17 protein-coding genes are annotated in these 19,651 nt (G+C 73.5%); 9 read left to right on the top strand and 8 right to left on the bottom strand.

All coding sequences use genetic code 11. The annotated features are described in order from the left end of the window. The first annotated feature begins 141 nt into the window (after positions 1 to 141). Both EV372_RS19520 and EV372_RS19515 read left to right on the top strand, forming a co-directional pair. Positions 142 to 1,002 carry an alpha/beta hydrolase gene (locus tag EV372_RS19520; RefSeq protein ID WP_130397152.1) on the top strand — a complete coding sequence of 287 codons (861 nt, stop codon included), beginning with the start codon at positions 142 to 144 and terminating at the stop codon, positions 1,000 to 1,002. Positions 1,003 to 1,234: 232 nt separating this feature from the next. Further along, positions 1,235 to 1,705 (top strand): hypothetical protein, encoded by a 471-nt coding sequence (locus tag EV372_RS19515; RefSeq protein WP_130397151.1) that lies wholly within the window; start codon positions 1,235 to 1,237, stop codon positions 1,703 to 1,705. 70 nt (positions 1,706 to 1,775) lie between these two features. Here EV372_RS19515 and EV372_RS19510 read toward each other — a convergent pair whose 3' ends face one another. Continuing rightward, the gene (locus EV372_RS19510; RefSeq protein WP_130397150.1) at positions 1,776 to 2,555 is read right to left on the bottom strand and encodes an alpha/beta hydrolase; all 780 of its coding nucleotides are present in this window, start codon (positions 2,553 to 2,555) and stop codon (positions 1,776 to 1,778) included. Between the two features lie 169 nt (positions 2,556 to 2,724). Here EV372_RS19510 and EV372_RS19505 point away from each other — a divergent pair, with 169 nt between their 5' ends. Continuing rightward, positions 2,725 to 3,234 (top strand): TspO/MBR family protein, encoded by a 510-nt coding sequence (locus EV372_RS19505; RefSeq protein WP_130397149.1) that lies wholly within the window; start codon positions 2,725 to 2,727, stop codon positions 3,232 to 3,234. A gap of 303 nt (positions 3,235 to 3,537) precedes the next feature. Continuing rightward, positions 3,538 to 3,765: a hypothetical protein gene (locus EV372_RS19500; protein WP_130397148.1), complete on the top strand. Its 228-nt coding sequence runs from the start codon at positions 3,538 to 3,540 to the stop codon at positions 3,763 to 3,765. 135 nt (positions 3,766 to 3,900) lie between these two features. Here the strand turns inward: EV372_RS19500 and EV372_RS19495 are convergent, their stop codons facing one another. Next, the gene (locus tag EV372_RS19495) at positions 3,901 to 5,049 is read right to left on the bottom strand and encodes a helix-turn-helix domain-containing protein (protein WP_130397147.1); all 1,149 of its coding nucleotides are present in this window, start codon (positions 5,047 to 5,049) and stop codon (positions 3,901 to 3,903) included. Between the two features lie 229 nt (positions 5,050 to 5,278). Between EV372_RS19495 and EV372_RS19490 the strand changes: the two genes are divergently transcribed. Next, on the top strand, positions 5,279 to 6,580 hold the full coding sequence (locus tag EV372_RS19490; protein WP_130397146.1) for a M20 family metallo-hydrolase: 1,302 nt from the start codon (positions 5,279 to 5,281) through the stop codon (positions 6,578 to 6,580). Between the two features lie 244 nt (positions 6,581 to 6,824). On the opposite strand, the gene EV372_RS19485 is transcribed toward EV372_RS19490, so the two are convergent. The 3 genes from EV372_RS19485 to EV372_RS19475 all read right to left on the bottom strand — a co-directional run bounded on the left by EV372_RS19485 (position 6,825) and on the right by EV372_RS19475 (position 11,401). After that, positions 6,825 to 8,159 carry an MFS transporter gene (locus EV372_RS19485; RefSeq protein ID WP_130397145.1) on the bottom strand — a complete coding sequence of 445 codons (1,335 nt, stop codon included), beginning with the start codon at positions 8,157 to 8,159 and terminating at the stop codon, positions 6,825 to 6,827. Between the two features lie 185 nt (positions 8,160 to 8,344). Further along, the gene (locus EV372_RS19480; RefSeq protein ID WP_130399005.1) at positions 8,345 to 9,991 is read right to left on the bottom strand and encodes an amidohydrolase; all 1,647 of its coding nucleotides are present in this window, start codon (positions 9,989 to 9,991) and stop codon (positions 8,345 to 8,347) included. A 393-nt stretch (positions 9,992 to 10,384) separates the two neighbouring features. Further along, entirely contained in the window at positions 10,385 to 11,401 is a 1,017-nt protein-coding gene (locus EV372_RS19475) for a LacI family DNA-binding transcriptional regulator (RefSeq protein WP_130397144.1), read from the bottom strand. Between the two features lie 139 nt (positions 11,402 to 11,540). Between EV372_RS19475 and EV372_RS19470 the strand changes: the two genes are divergently transcribed. The 4 genes from EV372_RS19470 to EV372_RS19455 all read left to right on the top strand — a co-directional run bounded on the left by EV372_RS19470 (position 11,541) and on the right by EV372_RS19455 (position 16,851). Further along, complete coding sequence (locus EV372_RS19470) at positions 11,541 to 12,698, top strand: Gfo/Idh/MocA family protein (protein WP_130397143.1); 1,158 nt, start codon at positions 11,541 to 11,543, stop codon at positions 12,696 to 12,698. Then, a complete protein-coding gene (locus EV372_RS19465; protein WP_130397142.1) occupies positions 12,691 to 13,611 on the top strand; it encodes a DUF6807 domain-containing protein in 921 nt (306 codons plus the stop codon). Before EV372_RS19470 ends, EV372_RS19465 begins: the two co-directional genes overlap by 8 nt. Further along, complete coding sequence (locus EV372_RS19460) at positions 13,608 to 14,372, top strand: cupin domain-containing protein (protein ID WP_130397141.1); 765 nt, start codon at positions 13,608 to 13,610, stop codon at positions 14,370 to 14,372. The genes EV372_RS19465 and EV372_RS19460 overlap by 4 nt, the downstream gene beginning before the upstream one ends. Positions 14,373 to 15,198: 826 nt before the next feature. After that, the gene (locus EV372_RS19455) at positions 15,199 to 16,851 is read left to right on the top strand and encodes a CBM35 domain-containing protein (protein WP_130397140.1); all 1,653 of its coding nucleotides are present in this window, start codon (positions 15,199 to 15,201) and stop codon (positions 16,849 to 16,851) included. A gap of 225 nt (positions 16,852 to 17,076) precedes the next feature. Here the strand turns inward: EV372_RS19455 and EV372_RS19450 are convergent, their stop codons facing one another. From EV372_RS19450 to EV372_RS19440, 3 genes are all read right to left on the bottom strand, one after another. Then, positions 17,077 to 18,141, bottom strand: a complete 1,065-nt coding sequence (locus EV372_RS19450; RefSeq protein WP_130397139.1) for an acyl-CoA desaturase — start codon at positions 18,139 to 18,141, stop codon at positions 17,077 to 17,079. Continuing rightward, a complete protein-coding gene (locus EV372_RS19445) occupies positions 18,128 to 19,024 on the bottom strand; it encodes an STAS domain-containing protein (RefSeq protein WP_130397138.1) in 897 nt (298 codons plus the stop codon). Before EV372_RS19445 ends, EV372_RS19450 begins: the two co-directional genes overlap by 14 nt. A 324-nt stretch (positions 19,025 to 19,348) precedes the next feature. Beyond that, on the bottom strand, positions 19,349 to 19,645 hold the full coding sequence (locus tag EV372_RS19440) for a hypothetical protein (RefSeq protein WP_130397137.1): 297 nt from the start codon (positions 19,643 to 19,645) through the stop codon (positions 19,349 to 19,351). Between the last annotated feature and the right edge of the window lie 6 nt (positions 19,646 to 19,651).

Raw genomic sequence — 19,651 nt, 5'->3', positions numbered from 1 at the left:
CGGCCGGGCCCGCCGCGCTCCGGGACCGCGCTCGCGACGCGGCCCCGATCCGTCGGGCCGCCCTCACAGGGGCGGCCCGACGGCCGGAGGGGTCCGCGCCGGGGCCTGTACCGGCGGGGCGGCGGCGGGGATACTGGGGCGATGTTCGACGGCTTCACCTCCCAGTACGTCCCGCTCGGCGACGCGACCGTCTTCGTGCGCCACGGCGGCCGGGGCCCGGCCGTGCTGCTGCTGCACGGCCACCCCCGAACCTCGGCGACCTGGCACCGCGTCGCGCCCCTCCTGGTCGAACGGGGCTTCACCGTGGTCTGCGCCGACCTGCGGGGCTACGGGCGCTCGCGCGGCCCCGCGCCCTCGCCGGACCACGCCAACCACTCCAAACGCGCGGTCGCCTCGGACATGGCGGCGGTGATGCGCCTGCTGGGCCACGACCGGTTCGCGCTCGTCGGCCACGACCGGGGCAGCTACGTGGCCCTGCGGTTGACCCTGGACCGCCCCGAACTGGTCTCCCGGGTGGCGCTCATCGACTGCCTGCCCATCAGCGAGCACCTGTCGCGGATCACGCCCGAGTTCGCCACGCGGTGGTGGCACTGGTTCTTCTTCGCCCAGCCGGAGGTCCCCGAGCGCGTCATCAACGCCGACCCCGACCGCTGGTACACCGGCGACCCGCGGAGCATGGGCCGGGAGAACCACGAGGAGTGGCGGCGGGCGGTACGCGATCCCGAGGTGGTGCGGGCGATGCTGGAGGACTACCGCGCCGGTCTGACCGTCGACCGGGCCCATGAGGAGGCCGACCGCGCCGCCGGGGTCCGCGTCCGGTGCCCCGCGCTGGTCCTGTGGTCGCTGCGGGACGACCTGGAGGAGCTGTACGGCGATCCGCTGCGTGTCTGGCGGTCCTGGGCGGACGACGTCCGCGGCCACGGCATCGACTCGGGGCACCACGTCGCCGAGGAGGCCCCCGAGGAGCTGGCCGCGGCCCTGGGCGGCTTCCTCACCGGGTGAGCCGCCCCCGCCGACTGGCCCCGTCCCCCGGGGTCGGCTCCGGCGGGGCCTGGACACCCCGAACTCACGTGGTCCGCGACGGACGGTAGGAACCCGACACGCGGCCGTGTCGTTGCACCTCCGTAGTACTCATCCGAGTTTTTCGACGAAAACGCTGGGAATGCGTTCGGGAAGTGGCCGATGACTGGGTAGAGGGCTGGAGATGTGCCAAAGCAGACAGCCGGAGGTTGAGATGACGCAGGGTATCGGCGACCCCGGACCGATCGTGCGTGCGCTGACCGCTCTGGGGCTCTCTCCCGTGTTCGATCCCCAGCATCGCAGCGGCGGCGCGCACGAGGAGGATGTGCCCGCGCTCGCGCAGAGTCTGATCGCCGCGGCGGAGATCCAGGCCGGTCCGGATTCGGTGCGCCCCGCCGAGGGAGCGCCGAACGCGTGGGCGCACGCGGTACAGGACCGGGAGGTGGGGCAGGCCCTGCTGTACCGCAGGATGGAGCGGACCGTCAGCGACTGGCAGTGGGCGACCGACCCGGCCCCCTCGCGGCCGGGTGCGGCGGCGGAGGCGGCGATGTGCGCGGCGCACGCGCTCATCGCCGTGCACTCGGCTCCGGACGGTCACCATGTCCAGGCCGCGCTGGACGAGGCGGAGGACGCGCTGTTGGCCGCCGTGGTGCTGGTACGCGGCTCCCGCTCCGCCGCCGCGTGAAACACTCCATCCCCCTCGTGCCAGGAGTCCGTACCGCCCCGGGGGTGCGGGCTCCTGGCACGTGCGGGCCCTACCGGTCCAGGAAGCCGCCCGTCACCTCGGCGAGGCGGCGGTGGGCCTCGGCGTCGTCGATGTCGGCGGGCAGGTCCCCCGACTGGTCCCCGTAGGCGCCGAACTGGGCGTGGTTCATCCCCCGGACCTGGTGCGTGTGCGCGTCGGGCGGCAGGTTCAGGCGGTTCTCCTCGACCGTCGCCGGATCGGACAGGCCGTCGCGGCTGCCCGAGACCGAGATGACGGCGAGGTCCTCGCGCCCGGCCAGGCCCGCGCCCTCCGTGGCGTAGGAGCCCCACAGGACCAGTCCGACGACCGTGTCGTCCGTGCGTCCGCCGAGGTGGGAGGCGGCCATGGCTCCGCCCAGCGAGTGCCCGCCCACGTACCACGCGTCGACGCCGTCGCCGTGGTCGGCGATGGCGCGGTCGGCGCGGTCGGTGTCGAACACCGCGAGGTTCAGCGGCATCCGCGGGATGACCACCCGCACGGCGGTGTCGGCGGCGACCAGCGCCCAGGGCGCGGCGTAGGCCTCGGGTGCGACGCGCGCGCCCGGGTAGAAGACGACTCCGGCCTCGGGAGGGGCGTGGGTCGAACCGACGACCACGGCGTCGTCGGTGACGGCCACCTCCACGCCGGGGGTGGCCGCGGCCTCGCGCAGCGCCCGCGGCTCCGCCGGGTAGGGGTTGAGCGCCCAGACGGCGAAGCCGCCGACCGCGAGGACGAGCAGGAGCGTCAGGGCGAGCGCGGCGATCCCCAGCGCCTTGGCGGCGCGGCCGCGTTCCCGGTTCTTTTTCTTCACGCTTTCCAAGATACTTGTTTACTGAGGGAAGAACGGAGGTAGCGGTACAGGGACACACGGTCGCGGACCGCCTCCGCACGGACACCGGCTCGACCGGACTCCGGCACCGGACGGCCTCCGGAGCGGACCGGGCGCCGCACCGTCCAGCCGCCGATTCCGGGGAGTAGCCATGACCGCCGCGACCGCCTCACCCGCCCCCTCCGCCCGCGCGTCCCTGCTGGGCCTGGCCGGGTTCGCCGCCGCCGTCGCCGCCGCCGCGCTCGTCGGGGTGCTCTCCAGCACCAGCACCGCCGCGGAGTACGCCGCCCTGCGCCAGCCCTCGTGGGCCCCGCCCTCCTGGGTCTTCGGCCCGGTGTGGACCACGCTGTACGCCATGATCGCCGTGTCGGGCTGGCTGGTCTGGCGTCGCCGCGGCTGGCGCGGCGCCCGCCCCGAGCTGACGCTCTACTTCGTCCAGCTCGCGCTGAACGCGGCGTGGACGCCGCTGTTCTTCGCCGCCGGTCTGCGCGGGGTGGCCCTGGTCGACATCTGCCTGCTGGTGGTGGCGCTGACGGCGACCATCGTGCTGTTCGCCCGGCGGTCCCGGTGGGCGGCGGTCCTGCTGGTGCCCTACTGGGCCTGGACGGTCTTCGCGACCGCGCTCAACCTCTCCGTCTGGTGGCTCAACACCGGCGGCTGAGACCCGAAACGTCGCGGGCGCAACCCCGGGACGGTTTTCGGCCAGCAAAGAAACCCCTTTGTGGCCCTGGGTAGATTGCCCGGCTCAGGACCCGGCCCCGATCCGACCGCCAGAGGGTGTTCCCGCAGTTCACACACTCCTTTCACCACGTTCACCCGGGTTCGGCGCGCACCGCCGGAGCGACACGGGACACACGAAAATCGCTGTCCTGATTTTTATCGTTCCGTTATGGGGAATGACCTGGACACCAGACGGAGAGTGCTGCCGTCACACAGGAGGAGTACCGAGAAAGAAAGAGGAAGCATGCGGATCATCCAGCCGAGCATGAAGCGCATCAAGCTGGTCGTGCCCGACACCGTCGATTTCGTCGGCATCCGCGACCTCGACGGGACCTTCACCAAGGTGGCCTCCCCACAGAAGAGCTACCGCTTCAAGCGTGAGGACGCCTCCTTCGACTTCGCCTCCACCGGAAAGACCGTGGAGGAGGACGGAGGCAAGGCCGAGGTCTTCACGGCGGTGAGCGTGAAGTAGCGGCGCCCCCACACGCCTCCCTCGGAAGAACCCCCAGACAGCGTCGGAGTACGAGCGCCAGAGCACGGAGGTCCTCACGTGCGGCCCGGAACCCCTCCCGGGCCGCACGTGCTCCGTGTGCGGCCGCCCCGTCCGCTAGCGGCCCGAGAACAGCACCAGGGCCTGGGCCGCCTCGGCCGGGACGGTCAGGTCCAGGCCCGTGGTCTCGCGGAACGCCTGGAGCCGGTTGACCACCGTGTTGCGGTGGCAGTACAGGGCCTCGGCGGTGGCCTTGACCGATCCCGTCGCGGCGTAGTGGGTCAGCGTCTCCAGCAGCCGCGCCCGGCTGTCCGCGTCGAGCCGCTCGAAGCGCTCCACCCGGTCGCGTCCGAAACCGGGGATCAGACCGCGCAGCTGGTCGCGGGCGATGGCGGACCAGACGTCCTCCTCCCGGACGAACCCGCCGCCGGTGCCGGCGTAACCGGACAGGACGCGGGCCGCCTCGACGGAGGCCGGGACCGCGGCCAGCCCCCGCACCCGCGCGACCAGTCCCCCCGGAGCCCCCGGGGGCAGGTCCGGCCACGGCGTCCGGGCGGTCTCGCGCACCAGGGCGACGCCGTCGTCGAACTCCCACGCCAGGCCCCCGCCGCGTTCGCGGACCCGGGCCGCGGGCCGCTGCTCCCGCTCCGGGGGCGCCGCGACGAAGGCCACGTCGAAGGTCCCGTGCTCGGGGAGTCCCAGGGTGCCCGCCACCTCGGAGGCCACGGCGGCGGCCCGGCTCCCGGAGTTGAGCAGCCGGGAGAACGCCTGGGCCGCCGCGGCCCGGGAGTCGCGTTCCAGGGCGGCCCGCTCCTCCAGGAAGGCGGCCTGCACGTCGCTGATGTACTGCTCGACCGTGGTGAGGATCTCCTCGGCGTGCAGCACGAGGATCTGCGAGGACCCCGGCCCGCCCGCGCGCACCAGACCCGCCCAGAGCACGCGGAAGTCGAGCCGGACCGCCTCCAGCAGGTGCTCGCGCGCCACGCCCTGGCGGGCCCGGCGCACGCCCAGGCGGGTGGAGAGGTCGCGCAGGTGGTCGGGCAGGGGCACCCCGGCGATCCGCCGGGTGAGCATGTCGAAGGTCTCCGTGGCGCTCTGGCGCAGGTCGGTGTCGGGGACCATGCCGTCGGTGTAGTTGCCCAGGGCCGCCAGGCGCTGGAGGAAGTCCTCGACGAGGTTCTCCCGGTCCTCGGCGAGCCGTTCGACCATGCCCGCCCAGGACCGGGGCCCGTCGGCGGGCGGGGCCTGCTCCGCGGGGTCCGTCACGGCCGCCTCCCTTCGTACGTCTCGACGGCTTCCGGCTTCCGGGCTCGGCGTGCGGAGTCCAGCGCCGGCACCCGCGCTCAGCACCCGGTACCGAGTCTATGTGCACATGCACAGCACCCCCGGGGAATCTTGTGTGGATGACGATTGAGCGGCGCGGGGCGCGTGGCGAGGATGGACGTGGCCCACGCCCGGCCTCCGCGACCCGACGTTCTCCGAGAGGAACACCGCCATGACCGCACACGAACAGGGCCCGTCACAGGACGCGGCATCCGCCGACGCCCGCTTCCTGGAGGACTTCCGGGCCATGAGCGCCTTCGGCGCCACGCCGTCGGGGGGCGTCGACCGGCAGGCCGCCACCGGGCCCGACATCGCCCAGCGGCGGTGGCTGGAGGGACTGCTGGTCGGGCGGGGGCTGCGGGTGGTCTACGACCGCGTCGGCAACCAGTTCGGCCTGCTGGAGCGGGTGCCGGGCGCCCCCTACGTGGTCGTCGGCTCGCACATGGACTCCCAGCCCACGGCGGGGCGCTACGACGGGGCCTACGGCGTGCTGGCCGCCGCCCACGCCGTCTTCCGGATCGCCGAGCAGGACGCCGCCGCCGGAGCCCCCGCGCCCGTGTACAACCTCGCGGTCGTGAACTGGTTCAACGAGGAGGGCTCGCGCTTCACGCCCTCCATGATGGGCAGCGCCGTCTACACCGGCGCGCTCCCGCTGGAGACGGCGCTGGCCGCGCGCGACGCGGCCGGGGTCACGGTGGCCGAGGCCCTGGCCCCGACGGGCTTCCTGGGTGAGGGAGACGGTCCCGAGGCCGCCTTCTGCGCCGAGATCCACGTCGAGCAGGGGCGCGTCCTGGAGGAGTCCTCCACCACGATCGGCCTGGTCAGCGCCAGCTGGGCCGCGCGCAAGTACGCGGTCACCGTTCACGGGGAGCAGGCGCACTCGGGGGCGACCGTGATGGCCGACCGCCGCGACGCGCTCGTGGGCGCCTCCATGCTGGTCGTGGCCGCGCGCGAGCTGGCCGACCGGTTCCCCGGGGTCCTGCACACGGCCGTGGGACAGTTCGACGTCTACCCGAACTCGCCGGTGGTGGTGCCCTCGCGCGTCGAGCTGCTGCTCGACCTGCGCTCGCACGACGAGGAGGTGCTCGCCGAGGCCGACCGGCTGTTCCAGGAGCAGGTCGCCCGCATCGAGGCGGCGGCCTCCGTCACCGTGGAGCAGGCCCTCTCCCACTCCTGGGGCGTCAACCCCTACCAGCCCGAGGGCGTGGCCCTGGCCCGCGCCAGCGCCCGGAGCCTGGGCCTGAGCAGCGGCGAGGTCATGACCGTGGCCGGGCACGACTCGATCAACATGAAGGAGCGCGTGCCCACGGTCATGCTCTTCGTCCCCTCGGTCGGGGGCGTGTCCCACAACGAGGGCGAGTACACCGAGGACTCCGACCTGGTCGCGGGCCTGGCGGTGCTCACCGACGTGGTCCGGAGGCTCGGCGCGGGCGAGCTGGCCGCCGACGGGTCCTACACGCCCGGACGCGCGTGAGCGCACCGCCCGGCCCCTGGGCCGGAGAGCACCGAGGGGCCCGCGCGACGTCGCGCGGGCCCCTCGCCGCGTCCGGGGGCGAAGCACGAACACGGGCACCCGGCGCCGGGAAGGACGGCCGCCCCGCCACCGGGCGGCGCGGTACCCGCCGACGCCCCGTGCGCGGTGCGGAACGGACCAGGACGGCGGAACGGGCGGTGACCGGGGCTACCGGTCACCGCCCGTCGCTTTCCCTCCTGCGGTGTCAGCGCACCACCACGTCGTCGCGCACGCGCAGCCGCTCGCCGTAGAAGCCGCCGACCGCCGTGACCAGGGCGATCCCCAGGAACAGCGCCGAGGCGACCCAGGACCGGCCGTCCGCGCTCTCCAGCAGGGCGGTCGCGATGAACGGCAGGAAGCCGCTCAGGGCACCGGCCAGGTTGTAGGCCAGCGCGACGCCGCTGTAGCGCAGGTTCGCCGGGAACAGCTCGGTGAGCAGCGCGCCGGAGACCGCGTAGGCGATGGACAGGAAGCCCACGCCCCCGGCCACCGCCAGCACCACGAGCACCGGCGAGGTCGTGTCGATCAGCCAGAACACCGGGAAGGCGATCACCGCCGTGGCGATACCGCCCCACATGGTGACGCGCCCGGGCCCGAGCTTCTCGGCCAGACGCCCGAAGTAGATGATCACGCCGATCTGCACCACCGCGGCGACCAGGGTGGCGTTGACCATGAGGCTGCGCGACAGCCCGAGGGTGTCGGTGCCGTAGCTGATGGCGAACGTCGTCATGACGTAGAAGCCGCCGACGCCCAGCATGGCGGACGCGATCGCGATGAGGAGCCTGCCCCACGCGTGGCGGAACACGTCGACCGCGGGGACCTTGGAGCGCGCCTCCTGCTTCTCCATCTCCTCGAAGACCGGCGACTCCTCCACCTTCTGGCGGATGTAGACCGCGACCAGCAGCAGCGGGAAGGCCGCGAGGAACGGCAGGCGCCAGCCCCAGGAGTCGAACTGCTCGGCGGGCAGGAGCAGGACCAGCGAGAACGCGCCCGAGGAGAGCAGGGTGCCCACGGGCGACCCGATCTGCGGCAGGGCCGCGTAGCGCCCGCGCTTCTCCGGCGGGGCGTGCTCGACGGCGATGGTCACCGCGCCGCCCCACTCGCCGCCGACCGCGACGCCCTGCACGAGCCGGAGCAGGGCCAGCAGCAGCGGAGCGGCGATGCCGATCGAGGCGAAGTCGGGCAGCAGGCCGATGAGGCCGGTGGCCACACCGATGGAGACCACGGTGATCAGCAGCGCTGGTCGCCGTCCGATCCGGTCGCCCATCCAGCCGAACAGCACCGCGCCCAGGGGGCGCGCGACGAAGCCGACGCCGAAGGTGGCGAACGCGGCCAGGGTGGCGGCCGTGGCGTCCAGCGTCGTGAAGTACAGCCGGTTGAACACGAGCGCGGCGGCCGTGCCGAAGAGGAAGTAGTCGTACCACTCCAGTGCGGTGCCGACGAAGGCCGCGAAAGCGATCCGGCCCGCCTCGCGACCGCTCACCACCGGCCCGCCGCGTGCCGGGCGCTCCCCGGTCGCCTCTGGGTCGAGGTCACTCATCGTTGCTTTCTCCTATTCGCTGTCCGCGCCGGCGGCGGCGCGGTGTTCAGGGGATGGGACGGGGCCGGGCGGGCGTCCGCCCGGTGCCGCCCGTCGGACACGGGCAGGACCGGGCCCGGATCGGACCGGGCCGGGGTCGTGTCAGGCCGGGTCGGGCCGGACCTCGCCGGTCCGGCCGAGCCGGGTCAGGTCAGACCGTCGAGGTCGTCCGCCCCGTGCACGCACTCCCCGCCGACGAGGGTCGCCAGGACGCGGATCCTGCCGATGCCCTCCTCCGCGGTGTCCACGGGGTCGCGGTCCAGGACCACCAGGTCGGCGAGCTTGCCCGGGGTCAGGCTGCCCCGGCGGTGCTCGTCGTGGCTGGCCCAGGCCGCGTCCATCGTGTAGGCCCGCAGGGCCTGTTCGGCGCTGACACGCTCGTCGGCGGCCAGAACGGTCCCCGAGGCGGTCATGCGCTCCACCATCGACTCCATGCCCAGGAGCGGCGCACCCGGGGCGACCGGCCGGTCCGAGCTGCCCGGAACGCGCAGCCCGTGGTCGAGGAAGGAGCGGTGCCGGTAGAGCCAGGGCACGCGGTCCGGGCCCACGGCGGCGGCCATGCCGTCGCCCAGGGCGTACAGGAACCGGGGCTGGGGCACGGGGACCAGGCCCGCCTCGGCGATGCGGGGCAGCTGGTCCGGGCGCACCACGCCCGCGTGCTCAATGCGGTGGCGCACGTCCGGGCGCGGCAGCGCGCGCTGCGCCTCGGCGAACGCCTCCAGGGCGACGTCGACGGCGTCGTCGCCGATGGCGTGCGCGGCCACGCGCCATCCGGCCCGGTGGGCGGCCACGACCAGCGCGCGCATCTCCTCCGGGGAGTTCTGGTACACGCCGTGGCCGTGCCCGCAGAGCGGTTCGGTGACGGCCGCGGTGCGGCCGATGAGGGATCCGTCGAGCCAGATCTTCATCGGCCCCAGGCGCAGCCGGTCGTCGCCGAAGCCGGTGCGCAGCCCCAGGTCGATGCCGGTGTCGATCCCGTCGTCGGCGTGCCCGCCCAGCGGGTGCATGTTGTCGGCGGCGACCATGAGCTCGACCCGGGGAAGCAGCTCGCCCCGGTCGCGGGCGAGCTGGTAGGCGGCGGCCTCCACGGGGGTGCGGCCGATCAGCCCGCGCCCGATGCCCGCCTCCACGACGTGGGTGAGGCCCTCGGAGGCGTAGACCCGGGAGGCGCGCGCGAGCGCGTCGGCGAGCTCGGTCACCGGGTAGGGCATGACCAGCGCGGTCACCAGTTCCTGCGCGCGCTCCTGGAGCAGGCCGGTGGGGGCGCCCGCGCCGTCGCGGACGATCACTCCCCCGTCCGGGTCGGCCGCGGCGGTGTCGGACACGGCGGTGTCGATCCCGGCCTGGCGCAGAACCGCGCTGCTGACGGTGCACATGTGGCCGGAGCGGTGCTTGAGCCACACGGGTCGGCCGCCCCCGGCCCGGTCGAGGCCGTGGCGGTCGGGATGGGCGCCGAGCAGGGCGTCGTCGTAGCCGGAGCCGACGATCCACGTGTCCTCGGGCAGCGTCGCGGCCGCACGGGCGACCGCGTCGTAGAGGGCGTCCAGGGTGGACACCGTCTCCAGCTCCAGCTCGGCGAGCGACTGTCCGAACCACGCCATGTGGTTGTGCGCGTCCCCGAACCCGGGGACGATCACGGCGCCGCCGCAGTCGACCGTCCTGCGCGCGGGCAGGTCGGCGACCTCCTCGTCCAGTCCGAGGACGCGCCCGGCGGCGATGCCGAGCACCGTGGCGAAGGGCCGGTCGTCGTCGACCGTGCGGATGCGGGCGTTGGTCAGTTTGAGGTCGAGCATGCTGGAGGCGTTCTCCATGGGGTGCAGCGGTCGGGACGGTCGCGGCGGACGCACCGCGCGCGGGCTCGGCGGCGGGCGTGGACCCGCCCGCGCCGGGGCGGACGCGCGCGCTTCCGCGTCTGCCGGTGCCGCGCGGTTCACGCCGCCCCCACCTGGGATTTCCTTCCAGGTTGCAGCAACTGTGAGCTGGCGAACAATGGCGATTCGCATCGGATTGGGCACGCGGCGATAGGCATGTGCACAACGACCGCCCGGCGCGCGACATTTCCGAAACACGCACGTCCTACGCCGTTACCTACGCGGTGTCACATCGCACAGTCACATGTGCGGGGCGGAGGGCGGTCCGGACCCCCGGTGCGCTCCCCGGGGTCAGCCGCGGGCGCTCGGGGCCCGTCAGCGCCAGGGGCCCGGTCCGGTGGACTCGCGCCACAGGATCGTGTTGAGCGGCTCGCGTCCGACCTCCGCCACCGTGCCCCGTACGGCCGCGACCAGGCGGCGCATGGCGTTGACGCCCAGCCGTTCGAGGTCCACGTCGACCGTCGTGAGCGAGGGCGACAGGTAGGCGCCCACCGGGTTGTTGTCCCACCCCGTCACGCTCAGGTCGCCCGGCACGCTCCACCCGCGCTCCACCGCCGCGCGGACCGCGCCCGCCGCGACCACGTCGTTGCCCGCGATGACGGCGCTGACCCCGCTGTCCTCGGGCAGGGAGCGCACGGCCTCGGCGCCGGACTCGGCCGACCAGTCGCCGTCGAACACGCCGTGGGACTCCAGCCCCAGGCGTTCGACCGCCTCCAGGTAGGTCCGCCTGCGCCCGCGCGCCGAGGCGTACTGGAGGGGGCCGGACACGTGCAGGAAGCGCCGGTGCCCGGCCTTGGCCAGCCCCTCGACGAGGTCGGCGACGACCGACCCGTCGGCGATCTCGCCCAGACCGCGCATCTCGTCGTCGTAGTCGGCGGAGACGACCACGGAGGCGCCCTCGTCCGCGCCCCGGAGGCTGTCGGGGGCGACGGGGGCCAGGGACAGGACGCCCTCCACCTGGCCCGACCCGGCGAGTTCGAGCATGCGCTCGGTCCGGGCCCCGACCCCGCCGTCCACGCTCACCGCCTCGACGACGAACCCCTCCGCGTGCGCGGTGGCGATGGCCCCGGCCAGCAACCGGCTCGGGTTGGCGCCGGGCACACCGGGAAGGAGGATCGCCAGGCGCCCGGTCCGGCGCGTGCGCATCGACCGGGCCACGAGGTTGGGACGGTAGTTGAGCTCCCGGATCGCGACGTCGACGCGCTCGCGGGTCGCCTCCTTGAGCCCGCCCTCGAAGCGCAGGTAGCGCGAGACGGTCTGGTGGGAGACGCCCGCCAGGCGGGCGACCTCCATGATGGTCGGTCGGCGCCTGGGCGGTTCGGGCTCGGCCATCGGCTCCTCCTCGGGCGGGCCCGTCGGCGGCGTCCGTCGGCGGGATCGGTCTTGACGGTGGATGTGAACGATCACTATTTTAGACCCGGCCGCAGAAAGTGAACGTTCACCATGGGTTCGTGATCCGAGGGGTGTGCCAGTGCCGAGTCCCAGACCACCGATTCGCGTAGCCGTCGTCGGAAGCGGCGGCATCACCCGGGGCAGGCACCTGCCGGCGCTCGCCGCCCTGGGGGACAGGGTCGAGGTGGTCGCGTTGGCCGACCTCGACGCCTCCCGCGTGGCCGCGACCGCCGACGAGTGGGGCGTTCCCGGCCGCTACACCGGCCTCGACGCCCTGCTGCGCGCCGAGTCCCCCGACCTGGTGATCGTGTGCACGCCGCCCGTCGCGCACAAGGACGCGGTGATCGCGAGCCTGGACGCCGGGTGCTGGGTGTGGTGCGAGAAACCGCCGGCGCTGTCCCTGGCCGAGTACGACGAGGCCTGCGCCCACGAGGGGAGCGAATCCGGTCCCGGCGGCGGAGGCGGCCCCTTCGTCAGCTACGTGTTCCAGCACCGGTTCGGCTCCGGCGCCGAGCGCCTTCGCCGCCACCTGGCAGAGGGAACGCTCGGCCGCCCGCTCGTCGGCGTGTGCAACACCCTGTGGTTCCGCGCCCCGGACTACTTCGAGGTCCCCTGGCGCGGACGCTGGGCGACCGAGGGCGGCGGCCCGAGCATGGGCCACGGCATCCACCAGATGGACCTCATGCTCTCCCTGCTCGGCGACTGGTCCGAGGTCACGGCCGTGATGTCCACGACCGCCCGGACCACCGAGACCGAGGACGTGTCGATGGCGATCGTGCGACTGGAGTCGGGCGCGACCGTCTCCGTGGCCAACAGCCTGCTCTCCCCCCGCGAGACCAGCTACCTGCGCTTCGACTTCGAGCACGCCACCGTCGAGCTGGAGCACCTCTACGGCTACGACAACGCGCACTGGCGCTGGACCCCCGCGCCGCACGTGCGCGACACCGACGCGGTCGCGTCCTGGCCGCCGGTGGAGGACGAGCCGAGTTCGCACCGGGCGCAGCTCGCCGCGCTGCTCGACGCGATGGAACGCGGGGAGCGGCCCCGCGCCAGCGGCCCCGACGGGCGGCGCGCCCTCGAACTCGTCACGGGCATGTACCGGTCGGCCCTGACCGGCACGACGGCGCGGCGCCGGGACCTGACCCCCGACGACGGCTTCTACCACGCGATGCACGGGGGCGACGCGGACACCGCCGCGGCCGTCCTCACCAGGACGGAGGAGACCACAGGTGTCTGAGACCCCCACCCTGACCGAAGGGGACGACGCGCTCACCGTGGCGGTGGGCGGAGTCGAGATCGCGCGCTACGTGCTGCGCCCCGACGCCCCCGCCACCGAGTCGCCCAAGCCCTACCTGCACCCCCTGCGCACCCTCAGCGGCGCGCCGCTGACCGCGTTCCGGCCGTGGGACCACCGGTGGCACAAGGGCCTCCAGATGACCTGGTCCCACGTCTCGGGACAGAACTTCTGGGGAGGTCCGACCTTCGTCCGCGGCGAGGGCTACCGGTGGCTGGGCAACAACGGCGGCATCGGCCACGAGGGGTTCACCTCCGTCGCCCGCGACGGCGACGGCGTCTCGGTCACCGAGCGCCTGGCCTGGAGGAGTTCGGGCGGCGAGCGGTGGATCGCCGAGGTGCGCACCCACCGGTTCCACTCGGCGGACCGCGAACGGGGGATCTGGGCGCTGGACTTCGCGTCCTCGCTGACCAACGTGCGCGGGAAGACCCTCGAACTGGGCAGCCCCACCACCCACGGACGCGCCGCCGCGGGCTACACGGGGCTCTTCTGGCGCGGCCCCCGGTCGTGGACCGGCGGCGACGTGGTCAGCGCGACCGGCCTCACCGGCGCCGACGTCATGGGCACGGAGGCGGGCTGGATCGCCTTCAGCGGCCAGCACGACGAGATCGACGGGGGCGCGACCGTCCTGGCCTACGCCGGGACCACGAGCGCCGCCGTCCCGATCAGGTGGTTCGTGCGGACCGAGCCCTTCCCCGTGTTCAGCCCCTCGCCGTCCTTCGACGAGGAGATCGTCCTGGAACCGGAGCACACCCTGGGCCTGCGCCACCGCCTGGTGTTCGTCGACCGGGTGTGCGCCGCCGACGAGGCCGGTGCGCTCGCGCGGGAGTACGCGCCCGGGGAGGACACGCCGTGAACACACCCCGTTTCCCCGGCGGCACCGCCGTCAGCGGCCTGCGGGTCTACGACTGGGAGGCGCCCGACGGCCTGCACGGCGGCACGCCCCACGTCCACACCGCGTCGTCGGAGGCCTACGTGGTGGTCGCGGGCGAGGGCGAGGTGCACACGGTCACCCCGCGGGGCGTCGCGGCCGACCCGCTCGCGGCCGGTGCCGTGCTGTGGTTCGCCCCGGGCACGGTGCACCGGCTGGTGAACTCCGGCGGGCTGGAGATCACCGTGGTCATGCAGAACGCGGGCCTGCCCGAGGCGGGCGACGCGGTGTTCACCTTCCCGCGCGGGGTGCTGGCCGACCCCGGGGCCTACGCCGCCGCGGCGGCCCTGCCCTCGGAGGGGCCCGAGGAGCTGCGCGCGGAGCGGGCGCGGGCCCGGCGCGACCTGGCCCTGCGGGGCTACTGGGAGCTGGTCGCGTCGGTCCGGGAGGAGGGCGCGGGGGCGCTGGAGGAGTTCCACCGGCTCGCGGCGGAGGTGGTGCGCCCGAGGGTGCGGGAGTGGCGGGAGATCTGGCGCGAGGGCGTGGAACGGGAGGTGGAGCGCACCCGGGAGCAGCTCGCGGCGCTGGCCGGGGGCGATCCGGGGATCATGCGGGAGGCGGCCGTGGTGCGCACCGAGCCGAGGCCGGGGCCCCGGGCCTTCGGGATGTGCGGACGCCTGCGCACGTGGCGGGTCGCGGACGCTCCCGAGAGCAGCGAATCCCCGGGAGCCCCGGAGACCCCATAGGCCCCGGGCCTCCTCGGTTTCGGAGGCCTGGGGCACCTCGGCAAGCCCCGGAGACCTCAACAGTCCCGGGAGCACCGACCGCCTCGGGGCCCGAGCTCCAGCGGTCCCGCCCCCTGAGGAGGTCATCGGCTGGCCGGTGACCTGAGGCTGATCGGGGACGGCGACGCCGAGCCGATCGCCGAGGGGGTCACCGGGGCCCGCCCCTGGGGCGCGGGACTCACGAGACGATGCCGGGGCGCGGGATGACGGTGCCAGCGTTCACCAATGTCCTGGTAAGGGCTTTCCGTATCACCTGGTTCGACGTCTCCGGCCATGCCGTCAGGCCAGGTCAACACCCTCGCGAAGCACGTCGCGCGAACACGACCGAAACACCGTTCGCCACTCATGCCTCTGACCCCCCAGCGGACACATAAACGGACGCCTCGACGCGCTGCCCGCGCACCACCGCCACCGCGACCGAGCGCCACGAACCCTGACACAGAGCACCTGCGAGAAAAGGGCCACCGCTCCGAGCAGGAGGAACTCCGCGCTATTAACACGAAAGCGCCCGGAGAACAAGACCGTTGACGCGCTGGGAACGAACACTTAACTTCTCGTTTGAAAGCGCTTTCCGAACTACGGGCGCCACCGTCCACCGGCACGGCCGGCCCCGTGTCCGCACCACCCCGTGACCGACCGCGCCGCACTTTCCGCGCCGCGCCGACCGCACGGCACCGGCCGTGCCACACCGTCCGCACCCGGGGGCGCCCGCCCCCGGCTCCCTCCTCCCGACCCTTCCGTCCAACGTCCCACTGGTCAGACGCACCAACCCCCCTGGAGACGAACGATGAGAACCAGACCCGCCCTCGCGTGCGCCGCCCTGCTGGCAGGCACGCTCGTCACGCTTTCCGGCACCGCGGCGCACGCCGCCACCACCCGCTACGAGGCCGAGGGCTCCTCGGCCTCCTGCAACGGCAGCATCGAGACCGAGTGGCCGGGCTACTCCGGCAGCGGGTTCTGCGACACCGAGAACGAGGAGGGCGCCCACGTGCAGTTCAGCGTGAACGCCCCCGCCTCGGGAACGGCCACGCTGACCGTGCGCTTCGCCAACGGCACCTCCTCCGCCCGCCCCGCCGACGTCCTCGTGAACGGCTCCCGGGCGGCGTCGGCCTCCTTCGAGGGCACCGGCGACTGGGACGCGTGGGCGACCAAGACGCTCACCGTCCAGCTGGCCGAGGGCGCCAACACCATCCGGTTCGACCCGACCGGTTCCCAGGGCATGCCCAACGTCGACTACCTCGACGTGGAGACCAGCGGCGGTGGCGACGACGGCGGAGGCGACGACGGCGGAGGCGACGACGGCGGAGGCGACGACGGCGGAGGCGACGACGACGGCGGCGACGACGGCAACCCGCCGACCTCGGACGCGCTGTACGTGGCCCCGGGCGGCAGCGCGGGCGCGGACGGCACCGAGTCCGACCCCACCACGCTCACCTCGGCCATCGACCGGATCGAGCCCGGCGGGACGATCCACATGCGCGGCGGGACCTACTCCTTCTCGGACACGGTCACCATCCCGCTGGGCGAGGACGGCACCTCCGGAAACCGCACGGAGCTGTCCGCCTACCCGGGCGAGACCCCGGTGCTGAACTTCTCCGCCCAGAGCGAGGACTCCGCCAACCGCGGCCTGGCGCTGGAGGCGTCCTACTGGCACGTCGAGGGCATCGTCGTCGAGCACGCCGGGGACAACGGCATCTTCGTCAGCGGCAGCCACAACGTCATCGAGCGCACGGTGACCCGCTTCAACCGCGACACCGGCCTCCAGCTCTCGCGCCGCGTCTCCAGCACCCCCGAGAGCGACTGGCCCGCCCACAACCTCGTCCTGAGCGCGGAGTCGCACGACAACGCCGACTCCGACGGCGAGGACGCCGACGGCTTCGCCGCCAAGCTCACCTCCGGCCCCGGCAACGTCTTCCGCTACGCCGTGGCCCACAACAACATCGACGACGGCTGGGACCTCTACACCAAGGACGACACCGGTCCCATCGGCACCGTGACCATCGAGGACTCCCTGGCCTACGAGAACGGCATCCTCAGCGACGGCTCCCAGGCCGGCAACGGCGACCGCAACGGCTTCAAGCTCGGCGGCGAGGACATCGGGGTCGACCACGTCATCACGGGCAACATCGCCTACGACAACGGCAAGCACGGGTTCACCTACAACAGCAACCCGGGCTCGATGACGGTGTCGGACAACGTCAGCATCGGCAACGAGGAGCGCAACTTCAACTTCGACGACGGCTCCTCGGTGTTCCGCGGCAACACCTCGTGCGACAGCGGTTCCAACGACCGGATCATCGGCGACGCCGACGGCTCCAACCAGTTCTGGTCCGGCTCGAACGGGTCGCGGTGCTCCTCCTACGACGGCGGCCTGGACTGGTCCTACGCCGCCGACGGCACCCTGGTGGTGACCTTCGGGGGCCAGCGGGTCACGCCGTAACCGGCGCCGCGGCCGGGGTGCGCTGACGCGACCGAGGCGCCCGCCACGGTTCGGTCCCCGGACCCGCACCCGCACCCGCACCCGAGAAACAGGAGGCCCCGACCAGCGGTGAAGTCCGCTGGCCGGGGCCTTCCCACGCCCGGTGGGGCGCCGGGCGTCCCACGGGACGTGCGCGGTCCCGGGCGGCTCGCGTGCCGGAACCGCCGCGCCACGGGCCGAGGGGGCTCAGTACTCCAGTTCCGGGCGCAGCGGTCCGCCCACCCTGTGCAGGTGCCGCAGCACCTCGGCGTAGGAGTGCAGCAGGCCCGTCTCGTGGTAGGCCAGCCCGTACCGCTCGCACGCGGCCCGGACCAGCGGCTGCGCGCGGCGCAGGTTGGGCCTGGGCATCGACGGGAACAGGTGGTGCTCGATCTGGTAGTTCAACCCGCCCAGGACCAGGTCGGTCAGCGGCCCGCCCCGGATGTTGCGGGAGGTCAGGACCTGGCGGCGCAGGAAACCCGCCCTGGTCCCCTCTTCGAGGACGGGCATGCCCTTGTGGTTGGGCGCGAAGGAGCACCCCATGTACAGGCCGAACAGGCCCTGGTGCACCAGGACGAAGCACAGCGCCTGGAGCGGGGTGAGCGTGAGCAGGACGATCGTGAGGTAGCCGCCCAGGTGGAGCGCCAGCAGCGCGCCCTCCAGGACGCGGGTCCGCACCGGCAGCGTGTCCCCGGCCAGCTCGCGCACCGAGGCGACGTGCAGGTGGAAGGCCTCCAGGAGCAGCATCGGGAAGAACAGCCACGCCTGGCTGCGGGCCAGCCACCGGGCCGGTCCCCGTCGGCGCAGGAGCGCCTGGTCCCGGCTGAAGGCCAGGGCGGCCCCGGCGATGTCGGGGTCCCTTCCCTCGTGGTTGGGGTGCGCGTGGTGGCGGTCGTGCTTGCCGACCCACCAGCCGAATCCCAGTCCCACCAGCAGGTTTCCGTGTATCCGCCCGATCAGGCGGTTGACCCTCTGGTTGGCGGAGACCTGCTGGTGCCCGGCGTCGTGCCCGATGAAGGCCGTCTGGGTGAAGAGCACCGCGAGCACCGCGGCCGTCAGCATCTGCCACCAGGAGGGCCCGATCAGCACGAAGGCCGTCCAGGTCGCGGCGAGCAGGGTCAGTGTGACGGCGATGCGCAGCGCGTAGTGGCCCGGTCTCCTTCTCAGCAGCCCGGACTCGTCCACGGTCCGGGAGAGGACGGCGAAGTCGCTTCCCCTCCGCTGTCGTGTGCGCGTGGCGTTGGCGGAATCCGTCTGGTCACCTTCGGTCATCAAGCATGGCCTCCTCCGTCGTCGCGTACACCGGCGAGAGCTCGTGCGTTCCGAGGAGTCCCAGGACTCTGCGGACCTGTTCCGACGGAGCCGCCAGCCTCAGGTCCACACCCAGCGCTTCGGCCTGTATCCACGCCGCTGCCAGCAGGGACACGCCCGCCGCACTGAAGAAAGTCACCCCGGACAGGTCGACGACCACCCTGTCGGCGTCCGTGCGGAGCGCGTCGAACAGGTCGTCGCGGTACGACGGGACCGTCGCCAGGTCGATCTCGCCGCGGACCCGGACGAGCACCTGTCGGGGACCGGTGTGTTCCTCCCGCGGCACGGCTTCTGTGCTCCTGGGCCGACGGGACGTCCGTGCGGGCACCTCCGCCTCGTGGAGCAGCCCGCCCTCGGACTCCCAGTTCTCCTCCGGCGCCGTCCTGGGAGGAGGGGGAAGCGTGCTCGCGACGCCCATGATCTCCGAGGCCCGGGCGGTGTTGGTGGCCAGGGCCGCCAGGTCGAGCGCGGACGAGGCGGTGAACGCCCCCGTCCCGGGGGGAACCACCAACAGGCGGGTGCGCGAACCGTTGCACGCGACCGCGACCAGGAGGTCCGCGGGCATGTCCAGCGACCAGGAGAGGTGGACCGCGCGTCCGGCCACCGCGAGAAGTTCCGGCCTGGTCCGCCAGCCCGTCACCCCCAGTTCGAGCCCGTGGACGGTCCCCCGGTACGCGTCGAGGGCCAGGACCAGTCCGGGCAGTTCCGCGACGGGGTCACCGGACCTGGGCCACCAGCCGCCGTCCAGGACGGCGCCGCGGTACGGGGTGGAGTTCAGCCTCAGCCTGGGGACCGAGGGAGGGGTGTCGGCGACGGTGGGCGGGTGTTGCGTGAAAGGAGCCATGAGTTGAGTGCTCCGCAATCCCCAGGGCGGACGGGTCGTGCTTAGGCCGCTCCGGACGAAGAAACATGAGCGCGGTGCGCGCGTCACGGGTAGGCGGGAAGGGGCGCGGCTCCCGGGCCGGTACCGGGGGCACGGCGGTCCGAACCTCGAAGTCCGGACCGTGTGTCATCGTCATACCCTTGACCCGGCGAGCCGGGCTCCCTCTGAACGAGATGTCATCCCCGCTCGGTCTCCATCCTACACCCGTGCCCTTCGCCCTCCCCTGGCGCGACGGCGGCGCCCGGGCCGTCCTCGGCCCGCGTCGTGCGTCCTCAGCGCCGCCGCTCAGGGGTCCAGGCGGCGCAGCGCCTCCTCCCAGCGGTGCCGGCGGTCGGCCTCCGCCAGCTCCCACCAGGGCGTGCCGCGCTCGCCCAGGCCGTGCTTGGCCAGGGCCATGCGTGCGCGCGCACGCCCCTCGGCGTCCGGATCCCCGATGCGCAGCGCGGCGGCCACGTCCCTGCGCGCGGACATCAGGTATCTCACCAGGCGCTCGCGTACCGGTTCCGGCAACTGCGGGTCGCTCGCGCGCCAACGGCGACCGGAGACCACGACGTAGCGTCCGTCCTCGGTGCGTTCGGGCATGTCCGT

The organism is Nocardiopsis sp. CNZ308, assembly GCF_004217075.1.
This window is presented reverse-complemented; position numbering and strand designations above follow the sequence as displayed.